Origin of the sequence: Bradyrhizobium sp. HKCCYLS1011, assembly GCF_051167795.1 — a bacterium.
In the GTDB taxonomy this organism is placed as follows: Bacteria; Pseudomonadota; Alphaproteobacteria; order Rhizobiales; family Xanthobacteraceae; genus Bradyrhizobium.
Map to the genome: position 1 here is coordinate 47808 of NZ_JBNPTT010000015.1, position 24613 is coordinate 72420.

A 24613-nucleotide genomic window follows, 5' to 3' on the forward strand; every position below is an offset into this window, starting at 1 on the left:
GCAGGCCGAAGTCTCCGTTCTCATACATCATTCGCCACACCGTTGTTGCTCTCGGCCACGTCCGTTAACTTGCGAACGTAACGCGCGGCCAATCATCAGAGGGCGCGGTCAGGCGAGGAGATATGCAAATGGTCGCATTTGGTGGAAGCTGCCTGTGCGGCAAGGTCGCCTTTGAGGTCGAGGCACCGTTCGACCATTTCCTGAACTGCCATTGCTCGCGCTGCCGAAAAGCGACCGGGACTGCGCATTCCTGCGAGGTGATCGTGAAAGCCTCGGCGCTGCGATGGCTTCGCGGAGAGGCTTCCGTGGTCCGTTTCGACCTGCCGCAGGCGCGAAGCTTTGCCACTGCATTCTGCAGGATCTGCGGCAGCCCCCTGCCGCACCTGACGCGGAGCCGCCGCGAGGCGATCATTCCGGCGGGAAGTTTCGACCAGCCGCTCGGCACCGCGCCGGACCGCCATGTTCATTGGGCCTCGCGCGCCGATTGGTATATCCACGGCGAGGAACTGCCTGCCGAGGACTGAGGCCCGGGGCGCTCCGATCGTGACGTTTTGTGTCCCGCCATGCGCGCTGCGATGCTCACCCGCGCCATTCGCGCAAGGCGTCCTCACCGTTGCGTGAGCTTCCCCTGCCCTCAGCTTGCAAGGCGTGATCGAGCCGGTAACTCTCGGCCTCGGGGTGACACCAGATCGGGCTTCGAGATGAAACAGAGTTATGCGGCGATCGGGCTCGCGATCGCGCTGACGGCGGCGCTGTCATCGCCGACGCTCGCGCGCGGCGGCTTCGGCCATATCGGACATGGCGGCTTCGGTCACATGGGTTTGGGCCACATCGGCCATGGCGGCGGCGAAGCGATCATGACCCCGACCTATGTGCTGATCAGCACGACCAGGCTGAACGACAAGGACGCCTTCATCAACGCGCTGCACGGCTTGGCGGATGCGGTGCCGTCATTCGAGGGCCGCGTCGTCAGCGACGTCGACAATCCGCCGTCCTGGGACGGAACCGCGGCCGCGCATGTGACGATGCTGCAATTCGACAGCGCCGATGCCGCGCAGCGCTGGAAGGACTCCGATGCGTACAAGAGCTTCGACGATCAGCTCAAGCGGACCTCGGAGTCCTCGCTCCAGCAGCTGCAGGGCCAGCCTGTGGCGCGCCCTGCCGACATGGCCAATGCGCGGTTCCGTGGCCGCCGGGGCCTGGATCCCAAGGCGTACGAGCCGCTGGTCAAGGAGTACGACACGACGCTGAGCAGGATGCACGGCATCTGCCACGGCTGCTGAGGACAACGCCCGCCGCTTACGCCACCGCTTTCGCGGCGACCGCCTCGATCCGCGCCTTGATATGCGGCTCCTGCAGCAGGCTGCGCGGCGCGAGCAGCTGAGCGACCTCGACCATCGCGCGATGGACCACGGGATCGGCGATCACCGCCCGGAACAAGGCGGTGTCGAACCGCCGGCTTTGCTCGAAATTCTCCGGCCGTTCGCCGCGCGTGGTCGGAAAAGCCAGGTCGGTGCGGGTCGACATGCTCCAGGGCGCCTCGACCACCCCCGGGATTTCGGCCATGAAGCCCGCCTGCACCGCGGCAATCGGATCCGGCTCGGCGGCCGCCCGCTCCAACATCTCACGCAGCAGCCGCGCCTGCCGCGCGGCCGATGACATGCCCTGGCCGTAGATCGGGTTGAAGCGGCAGATCGAATCGCCGAGCGGCAGTACGCCGCGCGGCAATCGCGGAAGTTGCTCGAAATGCCGCCACATACTGGCGGCGAAGCCGTAGTGGCTGAGACTCTCGGGCGGCGTGGCGTGACGGATCGCCTGATAGATCGTCGGAGTCGAGAGCCGGCGCGCGGCAGCGAGCAAGTCTTCCCAGGTCTTCAGCTGCCCGGGCGCGCCGTAATCGATGATGGTGACCATCCAGCGGTCGCCCTCCACGGGCAGCAGCAGCGCGTTCAGCGGCTGGGTCGGCGGACTGGGGAGCGTGATCGCGAGTTTCCACGTCGGCGCCTCGTCGGGAATGTCCAGCACCGCGGTCGCGTAGCTGATGTCGACGGCGACCTCGCTCAGCTTCGGCCGCGCCCAGCTGAGCGCGTCGAACAGCATCAGGGTCGGCGCACCGCGGCCCGAGGCATCGATCACCAGATCGGCTTCCAGGGTCTTGGAAGATCCGGACCGGAGCTCGATATGCACCCCGTGGACATCAGCACCTCTTGGCGAGGGAATGATTGCGCTCACTCGGCAGCCCGAATGCAAGGCGATGTTGTTCACCGCTGTGGCGCAATTGCGCAACACCGCTTCGATCAGCGGCCGCGTGGCGCCACGGATCGAGATGCCGAGATCCCGCATCGGCAACGCGCCGACATCGCCGCGCTCGTAGCGGACGTCCTGCGCGATCCCGACCGCGACCGCGCCGGCCTTCGTCAGCTGCCGCGAAAAGCCGGGATAGATCTCGTCCAGCGCCTTGAGCCCGCCCGCGAGCAGCCCATGGGAATGCCGATCCTGCGGGGTGCCCGTGCGCGACGCGGCCGACCCCGCCAGCACGTCGCGCTCGACGATGTCGACCTGCTCGAAATAGGGGGCCAAGGCGCCTGCGGCGGCCAAGCCGCCAATGCCCGCACCGATCACCACCGCACGCCGACCCAACTTTCCGCTCATGCTGCCTGCTCCAGGTTTGCTGGAGCCGCAGATCAGCAGTCGAATTTTTCGAGCGCATGTCCGCGGCGCGAAAAGCGGTTACGTCGGTAATGCGAGGAACGGCGGTAGCCTACCTCTCCCTGCATGCGGGAAGAGGTAGGCTACGAACGCCACCTGAGTTGGCATGTTGCGTACAAACGAATTTGTGCTTTGACCTACTGACCTTTGTTGTTCCGGAACGCCGCCTCGCCGGCATCGGACACCTCGACCCAGCGCTGGTCGGGTGCGGCGCCTTCGACATAGCTGTCGTGCCAGTTCCACCATTTGTAGGTCGGTGTCTGCGGATAGCCTTCCGGCGAATCCTCCCAGACCTCCTGGCGACCGAGCGGCGTGATGTCGAGATAGTTCCAGGTGCCGCCCATCTGCTCATCGCCGCGATTGTTGATGAAATAAGTGCGGAAGATGCGGTCACGATCGCGGAAGAAGACGTTGGTGCCGTGCCACTCGCCGACGCCGAAATCGGCATCGAAACTGTCGGTGATGGTGACCCACGGCATGGTCCAGCCCATTTTTGCCTTCAGCTTCCCAATCTCCGCCTGCGGCGCGCGCGAGGCAAACACCAGCGTGGTGTCGCGGGCATTCAAATGAGCGAGATGGGCGACCTGGTCGGCCACCATCGAGCAGCCGCGGCAGGCGTGATCGGGCCAGCCGAACACGCCAGGCTCGAAGAAGGCGCGGTAGACGATCAGCTGGCGTCGGCCCGCGAACAGATCGCGCAGGCTGAGCCGGCCCGCCGGCCCCTCGAACACATAATCCTTCTCCACAACAGTCCAGGGCATGCGCCGGCGCTCGGCGGCGAGCGCGTCGCGCGCCCGCGTCTGCACCTTCTCCTGCACCAGCAGCGCCTGGCGCGCCGCCTCCCACTCCTGCGGCGACACGATCGGTGGTCGCTTCATGGCCTGCTGTCCAGTTGTTCGTTGGCTTTCGGCTGACGTGGTCATGGCTCGTTCTCCCGATTGCGGCGCGGCTCGTATGACGGAACGTCCCTTGCGCAGCGCGCGTCGTTGGCGTGAGATGGTTTTGGCACTGGAGAGCTGATCGCTGGGAGTAACAAGTGTGGCGCTATTCCAATGACGCGGCTGATCGCTCGCGGAACTCGCGGCCAGCTCGCGCGTTATCAACTTTGTGCCTTGTGAAAGCCGCTCCCTTCTTGAAAGCCTCCGCCTCATGACTCGAGCACGCCCGGTCCCTCCGTTTCGAACCGACGTCCGCCGCGCCATGCTGGCCGGCATCACCGCCTTCACCATGATCGCGGCGCCCGCGCTCGCCCAGGACACCGGCACCAGCGGGATTCCGCTCGGGCCGGCCAACATCAACGGGCTCAACGGCGTGCTGCGCGACCCCTCAGGCATCGGCAATGCGGCGCGGGCGCCGGTGCTGCCGCAGCCCAACCTCAATCCGGTGCCGGTGCCGGGCGCAGCCCCGCTGCGCTCCACCCAGCCGGCCTACACGCCGCGTGCGCGCTATGTCCGCCAATGGCAGCATCTGTCCAAGCGCGAGCGCCAGCGGCTCGAGCGCCAGACGGTCAAGGAGAACGACCGGCTGCTGAGATATGGCGTGACCAGCATCTGCCGGGGCTGTTGAGAAGCCTTACCCGGTTGGGTCGCGCGATGCGCAATTGATCCATGCTTTCCGGCGAGGGTGCAGCGACCCTGTTGCGAAACGATATCGCTCCCGCGTTTCCCGCTCTGGTTGAGTGGACGACATGCCGGGAAAGGCCCTGCACGCCACTTGGCCTCGCATCGGATTGATGTAGGCTATCGTTCCAACGGACTCAAAAGGCAGCACGAGCCGCCGGGGGCAAGGCGAGGCACGACATGACCGACCATCTGATCACCACCGACGAGGGCGAGACGCGGGTGATCAAGCTCCGCCGCCCGGAAAAGAAGAACGCGATCACGCAGGCGATGTATCGCGGGATGACCGAAGCGATCGATACCGCGCAGAACAATCCGAACATCCGCTGCCTGATGATCACCGGCGGCTCCGGGGTATTCACCTCCGGCAACGATCTCGAGGAATTCCTGCATGCGGGCACCATCAGCAGCGAGGCCGTGCGCACCTCCGACATGGTCAAGTTTCTCTATTCGCTGGCGCATAATGTGAAGCCGATCATCGCCGCCGTGGACGGCATCGCGATCGGCATCGGGACCACGCTGCTGTTCCATTGCGACCATGTGCTGGCCTCCACGGCGGCGACCTTCTCGACGCCGTTCCTGCGGCTCGGCCTGGTGCCGGAAGGGGCCTCGAGCCTGTTGATGCCGCAGACCATGGGCTATCAGCGCGCCTTTGCGATGCTGGTGATGGGGCGGACCATGACCGCGGCGGAAGCCCACATCGCCGGTTTCGTCAATGCGGTGGTGTCGCCGGGCCATGCCGAGGTCGAAGCGCACAAGGTCGCCCGCGAGATCTGCAAGCTGCCGGCCGAGGCGGTCGCGATCTCGCGCAAGCTGATCCGCACCCCGCCGGACGAGCTGACCCGCCGCATCGACCAGGAGGCGCATATTTTCGGCGAGCGCATGAGCTCCAAGGAGGCGGTGGCGGCGTTCACCGCGTTCCTGGAGCGGAAGAAGCATTGACAGGACCGAGCTCGCGGGCGGCGGTTCACGCGCGCCTTGAAGACGCCGCGTCAATGCGAGCCACCCGGTCCAATTAAACCGTCATTTTCCCGTCTGCGCCTCGGCAGTCTGCTTGGCCAGCCCGTCGGCGAACTGCGTCTCGAGCTTGTCGAGATAGGTGTTGAACTCGCCGGGCTTGACGAAGGGATTGGGCGCACCGTCGGCGATCTTGGCGCGCTTGGCCGCCATGTCGTACATCTCGGGATGCGGCGCCAGCAGGATGTCGGGATGCTCCGTCTTCGACCACGCGAACGTCTTCCTGTAGTCGTCGACGATGCCGGGATAGGTCGGCGGGCCGACCAGCCGGTTGAGCGCGACAGTGGCGCTGCAGAAGAAGAGCACGCTGCGCGTTGCCTCGCCGTCTTTCACGGTGGTGGTCCAGCTGGTGCAGCCCGGGGTATGGCCGGGGGTCTCGTGTGCGGTCAGCGTGACCCCGCCGACCGACACCGTGTCGCCCTCGTGCACGGCACGGTCGACCTTGACCGGCGGAAACATCAGCTCCTTCTGTTCCTCGCGGCCCGGATAATAGCCGCCCTCCAGCAGCGGCTGGTCCTTGGCGCCGGCCACCATCTCCGCACCGGAATCGTGCTTGATCTGCGCGAGCCCGCCGGTGTGGTCGATATGGGCATGGGTGTTGATGAGATACTTGATGTCGGCGACCTTGAAGCCGAGCTTGGCGATATTGCCTTCGATCTGCCCGGTCGCCTCCGGCATCGCGGTGTCGATCAGGATGTGCCCCTGCGGCGTGGTCACGAGATAGGAGGCAAGCCCGTCGGTGCCGACATAATAGATGTTGTCGATGACCTTGAACGGCTCGGTCGGGGTGTTCCAGTGCTTGATCATCTCCTTCACGAGATCCGGCACCGACTGCGCTGCGACACCGGTCGCCACACACAATCCCGCGAACAAAACGAGCGATCTTTTCACGAATTCCTCCCCGATCATTGCTGTGATTTGGCATCGTTATGCCATCCGCAGTAGAGTGAGACAATTGCGGTCGCGTCATGAGGCGGTCGCGCGAATCACGTCTTGCAATCGTCTCGTCTTGCAATTGTCACGTCTTGCGATCGTCATGAACCTTCTCAGTCGCGCTGCCCTCGCCTGCCTCTTGGCGAGCTCCATCGTCCCGGCCGGTCGTGCCGAAACCGCAGCTCCCGTGAAGGTGCGCATCCTCGCGATCAACGATTTCCACGGCAATCTGAAGCCGCCGCCGTCGGGCATCAGGATCAGCGATCCGGCCGATCCGACCAGGACCACGCTCGTTCCCGCCGGTGGCGCCGAGCACATGGCGACGCTGGTCAAAAAGCTCAGCGAGGGACGCGCCAACACGATCTTCGTCGCCGCGGGCGACCTGATCGGCGCCAGCCCGTTCCTGTCGGCGATGTTTCATGACGAACCGACGGTCGAATCGCTGTCCATGATGGGACTTGCCGTCGCGTCGGTCGGCAACCACGAATTCGACGAGGGCAAGGACGAACTGCTCAGGATGCAGAATGGCGGCTGCCATCCGAAGGACGGCTGCCAGGGACCGCATCCGTTTCGTGGCGCCGGCTTCCATTATCTCGCGGCCTCGACCATCGTGAAGGACACCGGCAAGACCGTGTTTCCGCCCTACGAGATCCGGACTTTCGAGGGCATTCCGGTCGCCTTCATCGGGCTCACCTTGAGGGGCACCTCCGACATCATCTCGCCGGCCGCCTCAGCCGGCCTCGACTTCCGCGACGAAGCGGACACGGTGAATGCGCTGGTGCCGGAATTGAGGGCGAAGGGCGTGCAAGCGATCGTCGTCCTGATCCATGAAGGCGGCTGGCCCACCGGCGGCTATAACGAATGCCCGGGCATTTCAGGGCCGATCGTCGACATCGTGAAGAAGCTCGACCGCGCCGTCGACCTGGTCATTTCCGGCCACACCCACCAGGCCTATGTCTGCACCATCGACGGCCGGCTGGTGACGTCGGGCGACAAGTTCGGCACCCTCGTCACCGCGATCGACCTCACGCTCGATTCCGCCACGCGCGACGTGACCAGCGCCAAGGCCGACAATGTGATCGTGAACACGACCTTGCCGAAGGATGCCGAGCAGACCGCGCTGATCGAGGCTTACGACAAGGTCGCAAGCCCCATCGCCAACCGGCCGGCAGGGGTCCTCACCGAGACCTTGTCGCGGATGCCGAATGCATCGGGCGAAAGCGCGCTCGGCGACGTCATTGCCGATGCGCAGCTCGCCGCGACGGCTGCCGCCGACAAGGGGGCCGCCGTCATCGCCATGACCAATCCCGGCGGCATCCGCACCGATCTGACGCGGCATGAGAACGGTAGCCCGGTGACCTACGCCGAGGTGTTTGCGAGCCAGCCGTTCCGCAACCAGCTGGTCACGGTGACGCTCACGGGCGCCGACATCAAGGCGGCGCTGGAGCAGCAATGGCACGACCCGAAGCGGCCACGCATCCTGCAGGTGTCCAGGGGCTTCTCCTATGCGTTCGATCCGGCGAAGCCGGACGGCGGGCGGATCGAAGCGGCGTCGATCACGCTGAACGGGGCGCCGATCGATCCCGCCGCGTCCTATCGCGTGACCATCAACAACTATCTCGCGCTCGGCGGCGACAATTTCACCGCGTTCAAGGCCGGCCGCGATCCGCTCACGGGCAGGTTCGACGACGAGGTGCTGTTCGGCTATCTCGCAGATCGCAGCCCGCTGGCGCCGCCGCCGCGCGACCGCATCACCAACCGGGCGCCGTAATCTCCTAAGGGGCTAACGCCCGCTGTAGACCTCGCCCCGCTTGCGGGGAATGGGAGCTCACCACCCCTGGGGCAACGGCTCGTGGCGCAATGGCTCGCGAACGTCCGTGAGACGGGACGAAACCCGTCATACCGCCGTCATGGCCCTTTCCGAGCCTCCCGCCAGCGCCTAGATTAGGCGTTCAACCGCAACGCGCGTGAGGCCGGCTTTCAGTATGTCCACACTGTACCTCTCTCATCCCGCCTGCCTCGATCACGCCACTCCATCGGGACATCCGGAGCGGGCCGACCGGCTGCGCGCCGTCGAGGAAGCTTTGACCGAAGAGCGTTTCGCGCTGCTCGACCGCGACGAGGCGCCGGAGGGTGATCTCGACCTGGTGCTGCTGTGCCATCAGGAGCACTACGTGACCGAGCTCCGGCACATCGCGCCGACCTCCGGCATCGTCTATCTCGACGGCGACACCTCGATGTCACCGGGCACCTGGGAAGCCGTGATGCGCGGCGTCGGCGGCGCGGTCGCAGCCACCAGTGCGGTCATGTCGGGCAGCCATCAGAACGCCTTCGTCGCGGTGCGTCCGCCCGGCCATCATGCCGAGATCAACAAGCCGATGGGCTTCTGCTTCTTCGACAATGTCGCAATCGCCGCCCGCTACGCGCAGCGCCAGTTTGGCATCGAACGCGCCGCCATCGTCGATTTCGACGTCCATCATGGCAATGGCACCCAGGACATCTTCTGGGCCGACAAGAGCGTGATGTACTGCTCGACCCATCAGATGCCGCTGTTCCCGGGCACCGGCGCGCGCGGCGAGCGCGGCGACCACGACACCATCGTCAACGCGCCGCTGGCGGCGGAAAACGGCAGCCTGGAGTTCCGCTCCGCCTTCGAGAACCTGATCCTGCCGCAGCTCACGAAATTCAGCCCCGAGCTCGTGATCATCTCGGCCGGCTTCGATGCCCATTATCGTGACCCGCTGGCCTCGCTCAATCTGCGGGCCGAGGATTTCGGCTGGGTCACCCGCAAGCTGATGGAGCTTGCCGACAAGACCGCTGGCGGACGCGTGGTCTCGGTCCTGGAAGGCGGTTATGATCTTCAGGGTTTGAAGGAATCGGTCGCCGCTCACGTCGCTGCGCTGACCGGGGCGTGATCTCCTGTGGAGAAACTTGACGGTCGCAGCGCGTCGACCGGAACATCGCAATACGACCACCAAACCAGAAGCTCGATTGGAATCAATTAGTTAACTACCAGACTTGACGCCAAGCATGCGCCTCCCAGATGGAATGCAGGTGCTGGTGTCGCAGGACGAGGTACCATTGTTGGCCAGGCCTGACATGCAAGCCTGACATGGACGACGCGGGGGTGTAAAAGCCGGCCCCGGTCGAAACCCGGCCATGAAGCGCTAATCGCAGGATCCCGGTATGGCAGAGAACACCCTCCCCGACGTCAAGACGCTGTCGTTCGAGCGCGCAATCGAAGAACTGGAATCGATCGTCAAACGGCTCGAAGAAGGCAAGGTGCCGCTGGAGGAATCGGTGGCGATCTATGAGCGGGGGGAGGCCCTGAAGCGGCGCTGCGAGGATCTGTTGCGGCAGGCCGAGGCACGGGTCGAGAAGATCACGACCGACGCCAGCGGCCAGCCGGTCGGGGTAGAGCCGCTCGACGTGCAGTGAGCTTATTCTGAGAAAGCCGCGGACCTTGCCGGCTGAACCCTTATCCCGCGTGAAGCCGGCCCCCACCCTCCTCCTTGAGGTAAGATCGATCATCCCCGCAGCAGCGGCCGGTCAGCCCGCACCAGAACCTGCGCGCATTCACCGCGGGACCAACGCCTCGCGATGGTGCACAGCAGCTTAAAACTTTTGCAAATCTGTCTTGGAGCCCGGTCCGGGCTGATATAGTCCAGCTCCGGGAGGAGACATTCAGACCGTCCCGAACGGACGGCATTGCCAATTGTTCAGACACGGCCGGCCTCGAACCGGCTAAGCATTCGCATCGTCACCTTCACCTTTGCCAGCAGGATCTCCAAGCCGCGTGCGCGTGCAGAACCGCCATATCATCTATGTGCAGGGCTACGACCCCCGCGGGCTCGCGCAATATTACCGCATGTTCCGGACCGAACTGCGCAAGTTCGGCCGGCTCTACCAGGTCGCGGCGACGATCAGCCGCCCGCATTCGAGCTCCGACAGCGAAATCGCCTCCTGGTCGATCGAAACCAAAGGCGAGAATTGGCACACCCGGACGACCTATGACTTCCTGCGGTTTGAGGATTTTATCCAGAACGACTTGGCTGCGCCGATCTGGCGCATCGTGCTGGAGGCAGTCTGGATCTATTGGCGGCTGATGTTCCGCGGCACCATCGCGCGCTTCTGGCGGGCCAATTGGCGCTTTGCGACCTTCATCACCTGGCCACACATCATCCTGCTGTTGGAGGCGGTCGGCGCGGCCGCCATCGCCTTCGTGTTCAGCAAAGGACTCGACGCGCTCGGCGCGCCCTCCCCGCTCAACTTCCTCGCCGCCGCAGCCATCTTCTTCGCGCTGCTATGGGGCGCGCTGCGCTATTTTGAGAACCAGACCTACGTGCTGTACCTGCTCTGCGACACGATCTGGACCTGGCAGTTCGCCCACCGCGACCGTTCCGAGTGGGACCAGCGCATCGATCGTTTCGCGCAATATCTGACCGACGTCGTGCGCAGCAGCAACGCCGACGAGATCGTCATCGTCGGCCACAGTTCCGGCTCGTTCCTGGCTGCCGAGATGCTGGCGCGCGCATTGAAGTGCGATCCCACGCTCGGCCGCACCGGGCCGCGGTTGATGCTACTGACACTCGGCGGCAACTTCCCGATCGTCGGCTTCCACAAGGCGGCCAGCGATTTCCGCGCCCATCTCGCCGAGCTCGCGGTGGCTCAGCAGATCGATTGGATCGACTGCCAGGCGCGCAAGGACGTGATGAACTTCTTCTTGTTCGATCCGATTACGGCCCACGGCATCGAGCTCGGCGACAGCAGACGCAACCCGACCATCGTCAGGGTGCGGTTCCGCGAGATCATCAAACCGGAGCACTACAACGTTTTCCGCTGGCAGTTTTTCCGGGTGCACTTCCAGTTCGTGATGGCCAACGAACGGCCGCACGCCTATGACTTCTTCATGATCGTCTGTGGACCGGTCCCCTTACGCGAACGCATGGCTCACCCTGATGCAGCGCTTGCGGTTGTCACCGCAAATGACGGAGCAATACGGGAAAATGCCTGGGCCGCGCTGGACGCCCCGGGCCGATACGGGGCGCTCGGCGCCACCGATTTGGGCAGCTACATGGAACCGTCTGCCCGCCGCCGGGGTTAGGTGTTGCCGTAAGGACCCGTTAGCGGGCTTGCCTTATTCCACCGTCTTGGCTTTAAGACGTACTTTGGTGTAAAGGGTTTCGGAACTGTGAGCTTTTACAGGCGCCCCTCCACGCGAGGAGAATGAAGCTAACCGCTTGTAAAAGCAAGAGAAATGAGCCGAAGCCCACTTGGCGCAATGACGAGGACGAGGACCCCGCCAAGAGTGACCTGCATCACATAGACAGTCCCGAAGCGCGGCTTAGGCTTTCTTCCGCCGCTTCGGTCCGCGCGGATGAGACCTGGATCTGACTTGGTACCAATGTCGCTAGCATCCATCTGATCTGGCTTCGCCGCCCGTTACGATGAACCTCTCTCACGTCGGTCCTTGAACCCGACCTGCAAAATTGGAATATCGCCGTGACCACATTTAGTAAAACGCCGCTTCTCGATACCATCAGGACTCCCGAAGATCTGCGTCGGCTCAAAGTGGAACAGGTCCGGCAGGTCGCCGACGAGCTGCGCCAGGAGACCATTGATGCGGTCTCGGTGACCGGCGGGCATTTCGGCGCCGGGCTCGGCGTCGTCGAGCTGACCACGGCGATTCATTATGTATTCGACACCCCGCGCGACCGCCTGATCTGGGACGTCGGACACCAGGCCTATCCGCACAAGATCCTGACCGGCCGGCGCGACCGCATCCGCACCTTGCGCACCGGCGGCGGCCTGTCCGGCTTCACCAAGCGCACCGAGAGCGACTACGATCCGTTCGGCGCGGCGCACTCTTCCACATCGATCTCCGCCGGCCTCGGCATGGCCGTGGCCCGCGACCTCTCCGGCGGCACCAACAATGTGATCGCCGTGATCGGCGACGGCGCGATGTCCGCCGGCATGGCCTATGAGGCCATGAACAATGCAGGCGCGATGAACTCCCGCCTGATCGTGATCCTCAACGACAATGACATGTCCATTGCGCCGCCGGTGGGCGCGATGTCGGCCTACCTGTCCCGCCTCTACTCCGGCAAGACCTACCGCACCCTGCGCGAGGCGGCCAAGCAACTCGGCCAGCATCTGCCCAAGGTGATCGCCAACCGCGCCAGCCGTGTCGAGGAATATTCGCGCGGCTTCATGATGGACGGCGGCACGCTGTTCGAGGAACTCGGCTTCTATTATGTCGGCCCGATCGACGGCCATAACCTTGACCACCTGCTGCCGGTGCTGAAGAACGTCCGCGACATGGAGACCGGCCCGATCCTGGTCCATGTCGTGACCCAGAAGGGCAAGGGCTATCCGCCGGCGGAGGCCTCGGCCGACAAGTATCACGCGGTCGCCAAGTTCGACGTCGCCACCGGCACCCAGGCCAAGGCCAAGCCGAACGCGCCGCAATATCAGAACGTGTTCGGCCAGAGCCTGGTCAAGCAAGCTGAAAAGGACGACAAGATCATCGGCATCACCGCCGCGATGCCGTCCGGCACCGGCATCGACATCTTTGCCAAGGCATTCCCGAAGCGGACCTTCGACGTCGGCATCGCCGAGCAGCATGCGGTGACCTTCGCCGCCGGCCTCGCCGCCGAAGGCTACAAGCCGTTCTGCGCGATCTACTCGACCTTCCTGCAGCGCGGCTACGACCAGGTCGTGCATGACGTAGCGATCCAGAGCCTGCCGGTGCGCTTTGCCATCGACCGCGCCGGCCTGGTCGGCGCCGACGGCGCCACCCATGCGGGCTCGTTCGACAATGCCTATCTCGGCTGTCTGCCCAACATGGTGATCATGGCGGCGAGCGACGAGGCCGAGCTCGTGCACATGGTGGCGACCCAGGTCGTCATCAACGACCGTCCGAGCGCGGTGCGCTATCCGCGCGGTGAAGGCCGCGGCGTTGAGATGCCTGAGGTCGGCGTTCCGCTCGAGGTCGGCAAGGGCCGCATGATCCGCCAGGGCAAGCAGATCGCCCTGCTCTCCTTCGGCACCCGTCTGGCCGAATGCGAGAAGGCGGCCGACGAACTCGCCGCCCAGGGCCTGTCGACCTCCATCGCCGATGCGCGCTTCATGAAGCCGCTGGACGAGGAGCTGGTGCTGAAGCTCGCCCGCGACCACGAGATCCTGATCACCATCGAGGAGGGCTCGGTCGGCGGCTTCGGCTCGCACGTGATGCAGTACCTCGCCGACCAGGGCATGCTCGACGGCGGGCTGAAGATGCGCGCGATGGTGCTGCCGGACGAATTCCTCGACCACGACACGCCGGCGGCGATGTATGGCCGTGCCGGCCTCGACGCCAAGGGCATCGTCCGCAAAGTGTTCGAGGCGCTCGGCAAGGACTACAAGGCCGAAGTGGTCAAGCTCGCCTGAGGCGGGCTTACGCATCCGCTTGGGTGAGGCATGAAGATCTATCTGGCAGGTCCCGACGTGTTCCTGCCGGATGCAATCGAGGTCGGGCGCCAGAAGGCCGCGACCTGCGCCCGCCACGGCCTCGTTGGACTCTATCCGCTCGACAACACCGTCGATCTGGCCGCCGCCACAGCCTCACAGGATATCTTCCGCGGCAATGTGGCCATGATGGACGAGGCCGACGCCATCATCGCCAATCTCACGCCCTTCCGCGGCCCCGGCGCCGATGCCGGTACGGTCTATGAGCTCGGCTACATGGCGGGTCGCGGCAAGCTCTGCCTGGGCTATTCCAATGATCCCACGACCTACGCGGAGCGCGCGGGACGCTTCACCACGGTCACGGCGCAAGGCAGTCTACTGACGGATGTCGAAGGCCTGACGGTTGAAGATTTCGGGCTGACCGACAATCTGATGATGATCCACGCGCTCGACGCCTACGGCTGCCCGCTGGTTGTGCCGCGCGCGCGGCCGGCCGATATCTGGCACGATCTTGCGGCGTTCGAGACGTGCGTGAAACTGGCGGCGGAGCGGCTGCTGGCGGCGTGAGCGGAGCTGCAACACGCGTTGCTTGGAGCCGCACCATTCGCGCAAACTCCGGTGTCGTCCCGGCGAACGCCGGGACCCATAACCACAGGACCTTGTTTGTGGCAGGCAAGCAGATAGATCCTTCCTACCAACTGCATCCTGTGGTTATGGGTCGCGGGTCCGCGCACCGGCGCGATGCGCGTCGGCGCTTGCCCGGGACGACACCGGAGTGGTTGCGCGAGCTACACAACTCATGACCACTGATCACAATTCCATGCCCCCTCGTCGCAAGCGCGCCGATATCCTCCTGGTCGAACGCGGCCTGTTCGAGAGCCGCGCGCGGGCGCAGGCGGCCATCGAGGCGGGGCTCGTGATCGCAAACGACAAGCAGGTGATGAAAGCGTCCGAGACCATTCCACTCGATGCTGACCTGAAGGCCGAGCCGGCGCACCCTTATGTCTCGCGCGGCGGCGTCAAACTCGCCGGCGCGCTGGAGCGCTATCCGATCGAGATCGAGGATCATGTCTGCCTCGACGTCGGCGCCTCCACCGGCGGCTTCACCGAGGTGCTGCTCGCCAACGGCGCGGCGCTGGTGTTCGCGATCGATGTCGGCCGCGGCCAGCTGCATCCCTCGCTGCAGGGCCATTCGCGCATCCTCTCGATGGAAGCCACCGACATCCGCGCCTATGAGGGCAAGCGGCTGCCGCAGCGCCCCGACGTGGTCGTGATCGACGTCAGCTTCATCTCGCTGAAGCTGGTGTTGCCGGTGGCGCTGTCACTTGCGGCGTCGCCAATGAGCCTGCTGGCACTGATCAAGCCGCAATTCGAGGCCAAGGGGGCGCACGGCAAGGGCGGCATCATCAAGGATGCGGCCGTTCACCGGGAGGTGTGCGACGACATCGCCGCCTTCGCGGCCTCGCTCGGCTGCACAGATATCGAGGTGTTTCCCTCGCCGATCACCGGTGGCGATGGCAATGCCGAATTCTTCCTTGGAGCCCGCCGCCATGGTTGAGCGGCTCGTGATCGATCATGTCGGCCACCTCGGCGACGGTGTTTCGCTGAGCTCGGGCGATACGCGCTATGTGCCCTACACGCTTGGAGGCGAGACGGTCGAAGCGGCCCCCGTCCCCGGCCATCCCGACCGCCGCAAGCTGCTCGCGGTCGAGACCGCGAGCCCGGAGCGGATCGAGCCGTTCTGTCCGCATTTCGGCGTCTGCGGCGGCTGCGCCATCCAGCACTGGCAGCCGGACGCCTATCAGGCCTGGAAGCGCAACATCGTCATCGAGAGCCTGAAAGCCGCCAAGGTCGATTGCGAGGTCGCCCCTCTAATCGACGCGCATGGCGCGGGCCGGCGTCGCGCCACCTTCCACGCGCGGATGGGCACGCATGAGGTGCTGAAGGTTGGCTTCTCCGCCGCCAACAGCCACGACATCATTCCAATAGACCGCTGCCCGATCCTCGATCCCGCTCTCACCGGCGCGTTGGAAGCCGCATGGGCCTTGGCCGAGGCGCTGAAGCCAACCGGCAAGCCGCTCGATATCCAGGCCACTGCCACCAATAACGGCCTCGACATCGATATCCGCGGCTCGGGGCCGTTGCCGCCGGCGCAGATCACGGCGCTATCCCGCGTCGCCGAGCAGCACCGGCTGGCGCGGCTTACACGCCATGGCGAGCTGGTGCTGATGCGGCATCTGCCGATGATCAATATTGGCGCGGCACAAGTGACGCTGCCGCCGGGTTCGTTCCTCCAGGCGACCATCGCCGGCGAGGAGACGTTGGCGAAGCTGGTCGGCGAGCGGATCGGAAAGGCCAAGCATATCGCCGATCTGTTCTGTGGCGTCGGCCCGTTCGCGCTGCGGCTGGCTTCGGCGGCGCGCGTCACTGCGCTCGACAGCGACGCCGGCGCGGTCATGTCGCTGCAGAAGGCCGTGGCCAACACGCCGGGCCTGAAGCCGGTGAAGGCCGAGGCCCGCGACCTGTTCCGCCGCCCCTTGATGCCGCAGGAGCTGCGCGATGTCGACGCCGTGGTCTTCGACCCGCCGCGCCAGGGCGCGCAGGCGCAGGCCAAGCAGTTGGCGGCCAGCCAGGTGCCGGTCGTCGTCGCGGTGTCCTGCAATGTCGCGACTTTCGCCCGCGACGTCAGAATGCTGATCGACGGCGGCTACAAACTCGAGACGGTCGTGCCGGTCGATCAGTTCCGCCACACCCCCCATGTCGAGCTGGTAGCGCGGCTGCGTCGCTAAGAACGAGATCATCAACGCCATTGCGGGCGACGATCCTCATTGGCCCGATCTAAGGGGCGGCGTGAAACTGAGAACGTAATTGGGTCCCGGCTCTGCGGCGCAGCACTCCGTGCTGCACCGCGTCCGGGACACGAGATGGGCGCGAAATCGCGACGCCGCAGAACTCAAGCGACGGTATCGTGTCCCGGACGCGGTGCGGCACAAAGTGACGCACCGCAGAGCCGGGACCCAGAAGCGCTTGGCGGCACTATTCAGAGATGCAATCTCAAATGCCCTTCTCCGCCTTGCGACGGTCCCGACATTCGCTGATACGTTGGCGCGCTTGTCTGTCGTAGTCGCACGCTCTCCGAGCGCGAAACCCACCTACCGCATCACGTCGACCTTCACGTTGGCGACGCCGGAGTTCACCATGCCGAGCGCTTGCGCAGCGGAGTAGGATACGTCGACCACCCGCCCCTTCACGAACGGGCCGCGATCATTGACCCGCACGACCACCGACTTGCCGGTCGAGACGTTGGTCACCTGCAGACGCGTGCCGAACGGCAGGCTCGGATGCGCGGCCGTCAGTTCATGCGGATCGAACCTCTCACCGCTCGCAGTCTGCTGTCCCTCCGTGTAGAAGCTGGCGAGACCGTGTGAGCCGCCGAGCGAAGCGACCGTCGTGTGCCTTTCGGGCTCGGGTTCGCGGAGCCGCACCACCGACATCGGCGCATGAGACACCGGCGCATGAAAGGCATGCCGTGGCTCCAGTGCCGCCTGCCGTGTGGGGGCCGTGAAGCTCGCCCTGTGGCTGACGACCGAAGACTGCGCACAGGCCGCGAGCGACGCAGCAACCGTGCAGAGAACGCCAGTCCGGATAACGTTCCGGCCGACGCCCGGAAGGGCGAGACGATGGCTGCGAGCGGAAACGTCGCGCTCGCGCGTGACTCCTGAAGTCCTCATTGGGCCGATGACACGCATGTTCTGTGCGCCTCCGCCCCAGCCGCGTGCGAGATCGCCCGCGAATCGCGGCATCACCGTGGCAGGCGAACAGAAACGGCCTGCAACCTGCAGTTTTTCGCCTTGAGTGTGGCTTTGGCGCGACAGGTCCGGGGGCAATTTGCGGCCGGGATCACTGGTCGGGGGTTGCCGCGGTCGCGTACGATGCGGCCGGAGGTCTTCGCGTGCAATCCGATCCGCTGCTCACCCGCATCGTCGATGCGCTCAGCGCCGTGCCCGGCATCGCCGCCATCGCGCTCGGTGGCTCGCGGGCGCGCGGCACGGCGCATGAGGCTTCCGATTATGACCTCGGCCTCTATTTCACCGCCGCCGGACCAGTAGATACCGCGCGGCTCCGGCAGGCCGTGCGCGGGCTGGTCGATGATCCCGATGCAGCCGATGTCACCGAGATCGGCACCTGGGGGCCGTGGATCGTCGGCGGCGCCTGGCTTTCGATCGGCGGACGCAAGGTCGACCTGCTCTATCGCGAGATCGACGCGGTCGCGCGTGTCATCGCGGCGTGCCGGAGCGGTGTGATCGAGATGCACTATCAGCCGGGCCATCCGCACGGCTTCCTGTCTGCGATCTGGATGGGCGAGGTCGCGCTATGCCGCGTCCTGCACGATCCGACGCGCGCACTCGCGAACCTCAAGGCCGGCTGCACGCCCTATCCGGCCGCGCTGCGCGAGGCCATCATCCGTCGCTTCCAATGGGAAATCTCGTTCAGCATCGAGAACGCCGAGCTCGCGCTCGCGCGTGCTGATCACACACATATCGCGGGATGCGCCTATCGCGCTCTCGCCTGTCTCGCCCAGGTGCTGTTCGCGCTGAACGAACGCTATCTGATCAACGAGAAGGGTGCGCTGCTGGAGGCCGCTTCACTCCCGCGCACCTTGCCTAGCCTCGCGCTTCGCACAGCAGACGTGTGGAAACAGATCGGCAGCAGTGATTTTCGTCAAATCCTGTCCATCATCCGCGCGCTAGAGGCCGAGACACGGGCATTGATCTAGCGTCCCCACCGGTCCTGCCAGATCTTCTCGCCGATCGAGCAGGACACGCGTGGCTCCTTGGCGTTGTCCGCGACCGGCAGGCGTTGCGGCGTCCGTCCGGCGACCTCCATCAACAGCTTGGTCCGGATCGCTTCCTTGAACTCCTCCCGGCTCTTGATCGGAACCACGAAGGAGCCGGGGCCGCCGACCACGCAGTCTTCGTAGTAGTAGTCGAGATTGTCGATGTCCATCGTCGAGTAGGACGGCTCCTTGACCATGATCGGCAGGCCGTTGATCACGATCCCCTTGGCCAGCGCAGCGTCGCGCGCGATCGTGACCGGCGCGCCGCTGTTGTTGGGGCCGTCGCCGGAGATGTCGATGACGCGCCGCAGGCCGCGATATGGATCGTCGTCGAACAGCGGCACCGCAAAGTAGATCGCGCCCGAGATCGAGGTGCGCGAGGCGCGACGGATCGGCGTCTTCATGATCTCGGCCGCGACTGCGTCCGCGCTTTCCGGCCCGTCGATCAGGCGCCAGGGAATGATGATCTTCTGGTCGCCGGACGCCGCCCATTCGAAATAGGTGATGGAGACGCGTCCGTGCGGACCGTTCTTCAGCGCCTGCATGAATTCCTTCGAGGAGATCGCCTGGGCATAGCCTTCGCGCTGGATCGCGAGCTCATCGAGGTCCATCGAATAGGAAACGTCGACCGCGATGATGAGCTCAACGTCGACGGAGGCTGCCGCTTCCTTCTCGCTCAGCTGCTGCGTGGGCTGCGCTCTTGGTGCGGCCGCGACGTCCGCGACATCGCCGCAAGCCAGCGCGCCCACCGCGCACAGCATTCCGATCGAGATCCACCAGCGCATGCTGCCCTCCGATCCTATGACGGGATGGTGACATGCAATCCGCCAGCGGCAAAGCGAGAACAGGCGATCTCATTCACATTCGAGTTAGACTTTCACATTCGAATTGGCCTTCGCGCGCCGAACTCTGGCCATAAAGCCAAGCGCGGGAGCCGGCGTCGGTGCCGGACTGCCCTGCTATGCCCGTAGTTCCCCGGCTACGCCGAACGCTGTATGGTCATGCGGTGACCTCATCAGGAATATGGGTGCCGCCGCATGAACGACGCCGTCACCAAGCCCGAGACAAAGGTCAAGACCCGAGTCCGGACCAAGGTGGAACGTCCGCGTCTCTACAAGGTGATCCTGGTCAATGACGACTTCACGCCGCGCGAGTTCGTGGTCTCGGTGCTGAAAGCGGAATTCCGCATGACCGAGGACGAAGCCTACAAGGTCATGATCACGGCACACCGGCGCGGCGTCTGCGTGGTCGCCGTCTTCACCAAGGACGTCGCCGAGACCAAGGCCACGCGCGCCACCGATGCCGGCCGTGCCAAGGGCTATCCGCTGCTGTTCACCACCGAGCCGGAAGAATAGAACACGGTTTTTGATTAAGCATGATCTACGCGCAAACGCGTTCCGCGTTTGTCGCGGGGAAAACCGCTGCACACTTTTCCGGATCATGCGCTAAGCAACAGCCTCGTCGCGCAGCCCGAAGACGCGCTGCTCGGTCGAAAGGCCCGCGATCGGAAATGCGCCGAGCTCGGTCCATTGTTCGCCCGAAAGGCCGGCGAACGCCTCGGAGGCCACGATGGTGCGCTTCAGCCGCGAGGTGAGCTTCTCCAGCCTTGCGGCGACATTGACCGCGGGACCGATGCAGGTGAAGTCGAGCCGGTTGCCGCCGCCGATATTGCCGTAGAGCAATTTGCCGACATGCAGCGCCACGCCGAAGCGGAAGCGCTCGACGGTATCACCGGTTTGATACGCGAGTGCATCCACGCTGCCGCGGGAGTGACGCGCAGCTTGCAGGACCCGGCCGCAGACCTCAGCCGGATCACCATCCCGCTCGGCAATCGGAAATACCGCGAGCAGGCCGTCGCCCATGAACTTCAGGACCTCGCCGCCCTGCTCGCGGATCGCGGTGACCTGGCAATCGAAGTAATGGTTGAGAATGTCGACCACGGTCTCGGCCGGCAGCCGGTCGGACAACGGCGTGAAGCCGCGCAGGTCTGACAGCCAGATCGCGGCATGCATCGTGTCGGTGTGGCCGCGGCGGATCTGGCCGCCGAGAATGCGCTCGCCGGCGCGATTGCCGACATAGGTGTCGAGCAGCATCGAGGCAGTCCGGCGCAAGGTGGTGATCTCGGTGTAGCGCGACAGCGCCGGAATCAGCGAGCGGATCGCCTCCACCTGCGCCTCAGTGAAACCGCCCGCGTCCTTGGTAGTCCAGCTCGACGCGTGCATCTGACGCTCGAGGAAAGTCATCGGCAGGGCGAGATAGTCGGTGACGCCCTCGGCGCGTAGATCCATCAGGATCGGATAGCGCTCCGCTTCCGGCGCTTGCGGATTGGCGCGGAAGGAAATGCCCTGCTCGACCACCGCCGCGAGTGGGCTGTCGCGGAAGGTCGGCGAGTCCTGAAAACTGTAATCGACGGTTCCCGTCTCGACCTCGGCACCCTGCCGCCAGATGAAGCTGCGGCCATAGATCTCCGGATGCAAGGTGCGGACAAACACGCCAACCCGCCACAGCGGAATCCCGAGCCCGACCAGGCGTTCGCAGCATTCCGCCATCATCGCACTCGGCGTCGCCGCGGAACGCGCGCCGTCGATCAGCCAGTCCTTGATGTCCTGCAGCCTGGATGCGTCCATGCGCCGACCTTAGGCGATGGAGGTGATGGGAGTAAACTGGTACTGGATCAGCCCACCTGCCCGCGATGGCGCAGCAGATGGTCGGCGAGCACGCAGGCCATCATGGCCTCTCCGACCGGCACCGCGCGGATGCCGACGCAGGGGTCGTGCCGGCCCTTGGTCAGGATCTCGGTGTCGTTGCCGTCGCGATCGACGGTCAGGCGCGGGTTGAGGATCGACGAGGTCGGCTTCACCGCAAAGCGCACCACGACCGGCTGGCCGGTGGCGATGCCGCCGAGAATGCCGCCGGCATGATTGGAGAGAAAGCGGACGCCCTCATTGCCCGCGCGCATCTCATCGGCATTCTGCTCGCCGGTGAGCTCGGCCGCGGCAAAGCCGGCGCCGATCTCGACCCCCTTGACCGCGTTGATACTCATCATCGCCGCCGCAAGGTCCGCATCGAGCTTGCCATACAGCGGGGCACCGAGGCCGGCCGGCACGCCTTCGGCAACGATTTCCAGCACCGCGCCGATCGAGGAGCCACTCTTGCGGATGCCATCGAGATAATCCGCAAAGAACGCCGCCTTGTCCTTGTCGGGGCAGAAGAACGGGTTGTTCGCGACCTCGTCCCAATCCCATTTGCTGCGATCGATCTTGTGCGGACCCATCTGCACCAGCGCGCCGCGCACTTTCACATCTGGCAGGATTTTGCGGGCGATGGCGCCGGCGGCGACGCGGGTCGCGGTTTCGCGCGCCGAGGAGCGGCCGCCGCCGCGATAGTCGCGCAGGCCGTATTTGGCCTCATAGGTGTAGTCGGCATGTCCGGGCCGGAACTTGTCCTTGATCTCGGAATAGTCCTTGGAGCGCTGGTCGGTGTTCTCGATCAGAAGCGCGATCGGCGTGCCGGTCGTGACCTGCGCGCCGCTCTCCGGATGCGCCATCACGCCGGACAGAATCTTCACCTGATCCGGCTCCTGGCGCTGGGTGGTGAAGCGCGACTGGCCCGGACGACGGCGGTCGAGATCGCGCTGGATCTCCTCAGCCGTCAGCGGAATCCGCGGCGGGCAGCCGTCGACGACGCAGCCGATCGCCACCCCATGGCTTTCGCCGAAGGTGGTGATGCGGAACATATGGCCGAAGGTGTTGAAGGACATGAGCTGCTGCTACCAACCGAAAGAATGTCATTCCGGGATGATCCGAAGGACCAGACCCGGAATCTCGATATTTCCGGGTTCGGTGCATCGCACCGCCCCGGAATGACGGTGATCAACTAACTGAACTTCTCGAACCCATCCGCGCCGAACACATAGACGGCGCCCTGCTGAATCGGAAGCTCGACCGCGCGTTGCGGCGTCTCGAAGCCGAGCGCCACCATCAGCGCCCGCGCCGTGCCGCCGTGAGCGACCGCGACAATGTCGCCGGCCAGCGTATCGTACCACTCGCGCACCCGCCGCTGCACGTCAGCATAGGTCTCGCCGCCTTCCGGCGCCAGGGCCCATTTGTCGGCCAGGCGCTTGGCGTAGAAGACGGGATCCGCGGCTTCCATCTCCGGCAGGGTGAACCCCTCCCACCTGCCGTAGCCGATCTCGCGCAAGCGCGCGTCGAGGGAATAGCCCTCCGGCGGCAGCTCGAGCGCCTGCCGCATCAGCTCCATGGTCGCGCGGGCTCGGCCCAGCGGGCTCGCCACGAACGGCAGCTCGGCGACGTCGTGGCCGTTCTGCCTAGCGAGCTCGCCGAGGATATTGCCCGACTGGACCGCCTGCACCCGGCCGAGATCGTTGAGCGGAATGTCCTGCGTGCCCTGCAGTCGCCCGAGCGCATTCCATTCCGTCTCACCGTGGCGGATGTAGTAGATCGTGGGCGCGGGCATGAGCTGCTTAGCGTCAGTCCTTCGCGAGCGAGATGTCCGGCGCCTCGGGCCGCTTCATGCCCAGCACATTGTAGCCGGCATCGACATAGTGCACCTCACCGGTGACACCGCGCGCGAGGTCGGACAGGAAATAGAGCGCGCTGTCGCCGACCTCCTCGATCGTGACGTTGCGGCGGAGCGGCGCGTTGACCTCGTTCCACTTCAGGAGGTAGCGGGAATCGGCGATGCCGGCAAAGGCCAGCGTCTTGATCGGGCCGGCCGAGATCGCGTTGACACGGATGCCCTTCTCACCGAGATCGACGGCGAGATACCGCACGCTCGCCTCCAGCGCCGCCTTGGCCACGCCCATCACGTTGTAATGCGGCATCCACTTCTCCGCGCCATAATAGGTCAGCGTGATGATCGAGCCGCCATCGGGCATCAGCTTCTCGGCGCGCTGCGCAATCGCCGTCAGCGAGTAGCAGCTGATCAGCATGGTCTTGGAGAAATTCTCGGCCGTGGTCTCGAGGTAACGGCCGTCGAGCTGGTCCTTGTCGGAGAACGCGATTGCGTGCACGACGAAGTCGATCTTGCCCCACTTCGCCTTGAGCGCGTCGAACACGGCATCGATGGTCGTGGGATCGGTGACGTCGCAATGGCCGAGCAGGACGCCGCCGAGCTCTTGCGCCAGCGGCTCGACCCGCTTCTTCAGGGCATCGCCCTGGTAGGTGAGCGCGATCTCCGCGCCGGCCGCGCGCGCCGCCTTCGCGATCCCCCAGGCGATCGAACGGTTATTGGCGACACCAAGAACAACCCCGCGCTTGCCCTGCATCAGACCTGAAATTTGCGGCATCCGGCATCCCTGTCGAACTGGTTAGACCCTGGACGTACACCACCGGTTTCGCCCGGTACAGCCCTTTTCAACCCACTCTAGGGCACACTCCCGCCCGATTGGCGGGACGGAATAGGCCCGTCACCCCGGTGTTTGTCGAGCTGAGGGGAGCGCGATCCTAGCCATCGCCGCAAACCCCGACAGCCGAGAGATTGAGACGATGAGCGCGTTTCGCCAGAGTGTGGAAGCGATGATACCGGCGCTGCGCCGCTATGCCCGCGCGCTGGCCCGCGATGGCGATGCCGCCGACGATCTGGTGCAGGACACGCTGGTGCGCGCGCTCCGCTCGGAGCGGCTGTTTCTCGGCGGCGATATCAGGAGCTGGCTCTATACCATCCTGACCAATCTCAACAAGAACCGGCGCCGGTCGCTGGCGCGCCGGCCGCATTTCATGCCCCTGCAGGACGACAATGCCGACGCGAGCGGGACCGAGGCGGAAGGGCGCGACATCGAGCGCGCGCTGGCGACCCTGGTCGAGGAGCAGCGTGCGGCGCTGTTGCTCGTGGTGCTGGAGGGACTGAGTTATCGCGAGGTCGCCGACATTCAGGGCGTGCCGATCGGCACCGTGATGTCGCGGCTGGCCCGTGCCCGAGCCCATGTCCGCGCCGTGCTGGAGGGCGAACGCCCTGCGCTACGGAGCGTGAAATGAGCGCCGCCGTGCTGCACATGAACCAACGTGCCGTGGTCCTGCCCCGCTCCGGGATG

At 65.1% G+C, this 24613-nt stretch carries 24 protein-coding genes; 15 read left to right on the top strand and 9 right to left on the bottom strand.

Features of this window, described 5'->3' with window-relative positions; genetic code table 11:
* The first annotated feature begins 128 nt into the window (after positions 1–128).
* Both ACQR1W_RS36565 and ACQR1W_RS36570 read left to right on the top strand, forming a co-directional pair.
* The gene (locus tag ACQR1W_RS36565) at positions 129–524 is read left to right on the top strand and encodes a GFA family protein (protein ID WP_434855309.1); all 396 of its coding nucleotides are present in this window, start codon (positions 129–131) and stop codon (positions 522–524) included.
* Positions 525–701: 177 nt separating this feature from the next.
* Positions 702–1283, top strand: a complete 582-nt coding sequence (locus tag ACQR1W_RS36570) for a DUF1330 domain-containing protein (RefSeq protein ID WP_434855310.1) — start codon at positions 702–704, stop codon at positions 1281–1283.
* A gap of 16 nt (positions 1284–1299) precedes the next feature.
* On the opposite strand, the gene ACQR1W_RS36575 is transcribed toward ACQR1W_RS36570, so the two are convergent.
* The gene (locus tag ACQR1W_RS36575) at positions 1300–2652 is read right to left on the bottom strand and encodes an FAD-dependent oxidoreductase (protein ID WP_434855311.1); all 1353 of its coding nucleotides are present in this window, start codon (positions 2650–2652) and stop codon (positions 1300–1302) included.
* A gap of 194 nt (positions 2653–2846) precedes the next feature.
* A complete protein-coding gene (locus ACQR1W_RS36580) occupies positions 2847–3632 on the bottom strand; it encodes a DUF899 domain-containing protein (protein WP_434855312.1) in 786 nt (261 codons plus the stop codon).
* Between the two features lie 226 nt (positions 3633–3858).
* Between ACQR1W_RS36580 and ACQR1W_RS36585 the strand changes: the two genes are divergently transcribed.
* Together ACQR1W_RS36585 and ACQR1W_RS36590 are read left to right on the top strand one after the other, a co-directional pair.
* Positions 3859–4275, top strand: a complete 417-nt coding sequence (locus ACQR1W_RS36585; RefSeq protein ID WP_434855313.1) for a hypothetical protein — start codon at positions 3859–3861, stop codon at positions 4273–4275.
* 233 nt (positions 4276–4508) lie between these two features.
* The gene (locus ACQR1W_RS36590; RefSeq protein ID WP_434855314.1) at positions 4509–5270 is read left to right on the top strand and encodes an enoyl-CoA hydratase-related protein; all 762 of its coding nucleotides are present in this window, start codon (positions 4509–4511) and stop codon (positions 5268–5270) included.
* A gap of 81 nt (positions 5271–5351) precedes the next feature.
* Here the strand turns inward: ACQR1W_RS36590 and bla are convergent, their stop codons facing one another.
* Positions 5352–6218: a subclass B3 metallo-beta-lactamase gene (bla, locus tag ACQR1W_RS36595; RefSeq protein WP_434855435.1), complete on the bottom strand. Its 867-nt coding sequence runs from the start codon at positions 6216–6218 to the stop codon at positions 5352–5354.
* A gap of 163 nt (positions 6219–6381) precedes the next feature.
* On the opposite strand from bla, the gene ACQR1W_RS36600 reads away from it, so the two are divergent.
* From ACQR1W_RS36600 to ACQR1W_RS36635, 8 genes are all read left to right on the top strand, one after another.
* On the top strand, positions 6382–8049 hold the full coding sequence (locus ACQR1W_RS36600) for a bifunctional metallophosphatase/5'-nucleotidase (RefSeq protein ID WP_434855315.1): 1668 nt from the start codon (positions 6382–6384) through the stop codon (positions 8047–8049).
* A 214-nt stretch (positions 8050–8263) separates the two neighbouring features.
* Positions 8264–9193, top strand: coding sequence for a histone deacetylase family protein (locus ACQR1W_RS36605; protein WP_434855316.1), 930 nt, complete (start codon positions 8264–8266; stop codon positions 9191–9193).
* 271 nt (positions 9194–9464) lie between these two features.
* Positions 9465–9716 carry an exodeoxyribonuclease VII small subunit gene (locus ACQR1W_RS36610; protein WP_008972087.1) on the top strand — a complete coding sequence of 84 codons (252 nt, stop codon included), beginning with the start codon at positions 9465–9467 and terminating at the stop codon, positions 9714–9716.
* Between the two features lie 358 nt (positions 9717–10074).
* On the top strand, positions 10075–11382 hold the full coding sequence (locus tag ACQR1W_RS36615) for a hypothetical protein (protein ID WP_434855317.1): 1308 nt from the start codon (positions 10075–10077) through the stop codon (positions 11380–11382).
* A gap of 398 nt (positions 11383–11780) precedes the next feature.
* On the top strand, positions 11781–13706 hold the full coding sequence (dxs, locus tag ACQR1W_RS36620; protein WP_035982778.1) for a 1-deoxy-D-xylulose-5-phosphate synthase: 1926 nt from the start codon (positions 11781–11783) through the stop codon (positions 13704–13706).
* Positions 13707–13736: 30 nt separating this feature from the next.
* On the top strand, positions 13737–14291 hold the full coding sequence (locus tag ACQR1W_RS36625; protein ID WP_434855318.1) for a nucleoside 2-deoxyribosyltransferase: 555 nt from the start codon (positions 13737–13739) through the stop codon (positions 14289–14291).
* 253 nt (positions 14292–14544) lie between these two features.
* Positions 14545–15282, top strand: coding sequence for a TlyA family RNA methyltransferase (locus ACQR1W_RS36630; protein WP_434855436.1), 738 nt, complete (start codon positions 14545–14547; stop codon positions 15280–15282).
* Positions 15275–16513, top strand: a complete 1239-nt coding sequence (locus ACQR1W_RS36635; RefSeq protein WP_434855319.1) for a class I SAM-dependent RNA methyltransferase — start codon at positions 15275–15277, stop codon at positions 16511–16513. Before ACQR1W_RS36630 ends, ACQR1W_RS36635 begins: the two co-directional genes overlap by 8 nt.
* Before the next feature lie 363 nt (positions 16514–16876).
* On the opposite strand, the gene ACQR1W_RS36640 is transcribed toward ACQR1W_RS36635, so the two are convergent.
* A complete protein-coding gene (locus ACQR1W_RS36640; protein WP_434855320.1) occupies positions 16877–17455 on the bottom strand; it encodes a septal ring lytic transglycosylase RlpA family protein in 579 nt (192 codons plus the stop codon).
* A 221-nt stretch (positions 17456–17676) separates the two neighbouring features.
* On the opposite strand from ACQR1W_RS36640, the gene ACQR1W_RS36645 reads away from it, so the two are divergent.
* A complete protein-coding gene (locus ACQR1W_RS36645; protein WP_434855321.1) occupies positions 17677–18501 on the top strand; it encodes a nucleotidyltransferase domain-containing protein in 825 nt (274 codons plus the stop codon).
* On the opposite strand, the gene ACQR1W_RS36650 is transcribed toward ACQR1W_RS36645, so the two are convergent.
* The gene (locus ACQR1W_RS36650) at positions 18498–19346 is read right to left on the bottom strand and encodes a DUF1194 domain-containing protein (protein WP_434855322.1); all 849 of its coding nucleotides are present in this window, start codon (positions 19344–19346) and stop codon (positions 18498–18500) included. The genes ACQR1W_RS36645 and ACQR1W_RS36650 overlap by 4 nt on opposite strands.
* Positions 19347–19598: 252 nt before the next feature.
* Between ACQR1W_RS36650 and clpS the strand changes: the two genes are divergently transcribed.
* Complete coding sequence (gene clpS / locus ACQR1W_RS36655) at positions 19599–19916, top strand: ATP-dependent Clp protease adapter ClpS (protein WP_434855323.1); 318 nt, start codon at positions 19599–19601, stop codon at positions 19914–19916.
* A 90-nt stretch (positions 19917–20006) separates the two neighbouring features.
* Here clpS and ACQR1W_RS36660 read toward each other — a convergent pair whose 3' ends face one another.
* The 4 genes from ACQR1W_RS36660 to fabI form a co-directional block, all read right to left on the bottom strand.
* Positions 20007–21188 carry an adenylate/guanylate cyclase domain-containing protein gene (locus ACQR1W_RS36660; protein WP_434855324.1) on the bottom strand — a complete coding sequence of 394 codons (1182 nt, stop codon included), beginning with the start codon at positions 21186–21188 and terminating at the stop codon, positions 20007–20009.
* 47 nt (positions 21189–21235) lie between these two features.
* Complete coding sequence (gene aroC / locus ACQR1W_RS36665; protein WP_434855325.1) at positions 21236–22321, bottom strand: chorismate synthase; 1086 nt, start codon at positions 22319–22321, stop codon at positions 21236–21238.
* 116 nt (positions 22322–22437) lie between these two features.
* Positions 22438–23037, bottom strand: coding sequence for a histidine phosphatase family protein (locus tag ACQR1W_RS36670; RefSeq protein ID WP_434855326.1), 600 nt, complete (start codon positions 23035–23037; stop codon positions 22438–22440).
* 13 nt (positions 23038–23050) lie between these two features.
* Entirely contained in the window at positions 23051–23869 is an 819-nt protein-coding gene (fabI, locus tag ACQR1W_RS36675) for an enoyl-ACP reductase FabI (protein ID WP_434855327.1), read from the bottom strand.
* 199 nt (positions 23870–24068) lie between these two features.
* Here fabI and ACQR1W_RS36680 point away from each other — a divergent pair, with 199 nt between their 5' ends.
* Complete coding sequence (locus ACQR1W_RS36680; protein ID WP_035982775.1) at positions 24069–24557, top strand: sigma-70 family RNA polymerase sigma factor; 489 nt, start codon at positions 24069–24071, stop codon at positions 24555–24557.
* Positions 24558–24613 lie beyond the last annotated feature (56 nt).